This is a genomic window from Mesorhizobium sp. M5C.F.Ca.IN.020.32.2.1 (assembly GCF_004023105.1).
Lineage (GTDB): Bacteria > Pseudomonadota > Alphaproteobacteria > Rhizobiales > Rhizobiaceae > Mesorhizobium > Mesorhizobium wenxiniae.
Genome location: NZ_RZSX01000973.1, coordinates 1 through 2209, shown reverse-complemented (window position 1 = coordinate 2209; position 2209 = coordinate 1). Strand labels below are relative to the sequence as shown.

3 protein-coding genes and 1 pseudogene are annotated in these 2209 nt (G+C 62.2%); 2 read left to right on the top strand and 2 right to left on the bottom strand.

Annotated features, from left to right (window positions below; translation table 11 throughout):
- Together EOA86_RS31665 and EOA86_RS31660 are read left to right on the top strand one after the other, a co-directional pair.
- The coding region (locus EOA86_RS31665) for a copper homeostasis protein CutC (protein WP_281035720.1) at nucleotides 1-328 on the top strand (328 nt) is incomplete at its 5' end.
- A 19-nt stretch (nucleotides 329-347) separates the two neighbouring features.
- On the top strand, nucleotides 348-845 hold the full coding sequence (locus tag EOA86_RS31660; protein ID WP_095521999.1) for a GNAT family N-acetyltransferase: 498 nt from the start codon (nucleotides 348-350) through the stop codon (nucleotides 843-845).
- Nucleotides 846-855: 10 nt separating this feature from the next.
- Here EOA86_RS31660 and EOA86_RS31655 read toward each other — a convergent pair whose 3' ends face one another.
- Both EOA86_RS31655 and EOA86_RS40810 read right to left on the bottom strand, forming a co-directional pair.
- A complete protein-coding gene (locus EOA86_RS31655) occupies nucleotides 856-1878 on the bottom strand; it encodes an acyltransferase (RefSeq protein WP_128345201.1) in 1023 nt (340 codons plus the stop codon).
- Nucleotides 1879-2087: 209 nt separating this feature from the next.
- Nucleotides 2088-2209 (bottom strand): annotated as a pseudogene (locus EOA86_RS40810) (carbon monoxide dehydrogenase); the annotation flags it as partial.

Here is a 2209-nt window from a genome sequence, read left to right as displayed (position 1 = left end):
CCGCAGCAAAGTCGGCCGCGTGCTGACCAGCGGCCAGCGCGATACCGCATTGGAGGGCGTGGCCCTGCTGGCGGGCCTCGTCCAGCAGGCCGGTGAGCGCATCGTCATTCTTGGCTGCGGCGGGCTCAACCCCAGGAACATCGCCGAGGTGCGGGAAAGAACTGGACTGACGGAAATGCATTTCGCCGCGCTCAAGGACGTGCCGAGCGCGATGCGCTACCGCAATCCCCAGGTTGGCATGGGCGGCACCGACCTCGACCGCGAGTACCGCAACACCGTGACCGACGCGGCGCTGGTGGCGGCGACGATTGCGGCGGCGAGAGCATGATCCCGAAGAAAGAAAACACGTGACGCAAGCACGCCTGCCGATCGACCAGGTCTCACCGCAGGACGAGCCCGCCGTCCTCGCCCTCAACAACGAACACGCGGCCGAGTTGTCGTGGCTCGAACCCGAGCGCCTGTCCTTCCTGCTCGGCGAAGCGTTTTATGCGCGCCGCATCGGTGCGCTCGAAGCCTTCATCATGACCTTCGACCAGAACGCCCGCTACGATAGCCCGAACTTCCTGTGGTTCCGCGAGCGCTATCCGCGGTTCGTCTATGTCGACCGTGTCGTCGTTGCAGGAGAAGCGCGTGGTCGCGGCCATGCCCGCAGGCTCTATGAGGATCTGTTCGACCATGTATTGCATGCCGGCCAGACCATCGTCACTTGCGAGGTGAATGCCGAGCCGCCCAATCCGGCTTCAGACGCCTTTCACGCCGCGCTTGGCTTTGTCGAGGTCGGCGACGCGGTGATCCACGGCGGCAAGAAGGCGGTCCGCTACTATACCAGGCAGATCACCGGCTGAGGCGACAGCCCTACCAATTGCGGTTCAGCCAGCCACGGGCAGGCTTTTCGACGATGTAATAGCTGCACAAAGCGCAAGCGAACGCCCCGGCCAGCATCAGCAGCGGCGCACTGCCCTGTGAATAGACGAATTTGTAGAACGGCTGCTGCCACAGATAGAGCGAATACGACCACAGTCCCAGCGTCGCCATCGGCCAGCAGGACAAAAATCCGGTCAGGTACCGTGTGCTGAAATCGAGCGAGTTGACGGCGAGCGCCAACAGCGGCACCGCGACCAGATAATGGATCGGCGTCGGCACCGCATCCATGAACAGAAGAACCGCCCCGACGGACGCCGCGACGGCGACATGCGGCCCCTTGAACAAGGCTGGCAGCCTGTCGTCGGCCTTGAGCAGGCATATCACCGCCGACAGCAGGATCGAGGCGATGTGCACGTCGGTCCGCCAGTAGGTGGCCTCGTAGTCCATTGTGAAGACCCAGTACGAAATCGCGCCGTTTGCCATGGCCAGCACCGACAGCGCGCTGAGCAGCATGACGACGCGGGCACGCCCTGAAACGAAAAAACTGATCAGTGCCAGGATGACATAGGCATGTTCTTCGACGCATAGCGACCAGATATGGTCGAGCGCGCCGGCGCGGCTGACGAGAATCCCGGCATAATTGTAGGTGAATGTCAGCGCCGTCAGCGCCGCCTTCCATTTGAAGGCGACAAACGTGCCGGACAAGGCAACCATCGAAGCGACGACGAAAACCAGCAGCGCCGGATAGACGCGGGAGAACCGGCGCTTGAAGAACGCCTTGAGAGGATAGCGTTCGACAAACAGAATCTCGGCCATGAGCCGGCCGCTGAGCACGAAGAAGAACTCGACGCCCATGACACCGAGGTTGATTCCGGAAATGGGAAAGAAGTGGCCGATCAGCACCAGTGCGATCGACAGGCCGCGCCATCCGTCGAGATAGGCCAGCCTTGTTCTCGACGACGTGTCGGCGGCGGACCGGGACACGACAAGCTGCGCCGCGGAGATATCCGTCATGCCGGTCCTTTCGCATTTGAATGATGCGAAAGGGCTGCACGGCTGTAACCGTGCGCTCCGAGCCCCGGCTCGCATTCCTCCATGCATATTGCAGCGCAATAGAGCACTGTGCAAGTGCGAGATGGCCACTTTGGCCTGTACGGCCGCCGAAGGGGCCGCGAAGGCCCCTTCCCAAAGCTGACAAATCCAAGACCCGGCGATCGGTATCGTCAGGCGTTGGCGGTAGCCACCGCGCGCTTGGCCATCACCACGATCAGATTGGCGCGATAATCGGCCGAGGCATGGATGTCAGTCATCAAATCATTCGCCGGCACTTTCACTCCGTTGAGGG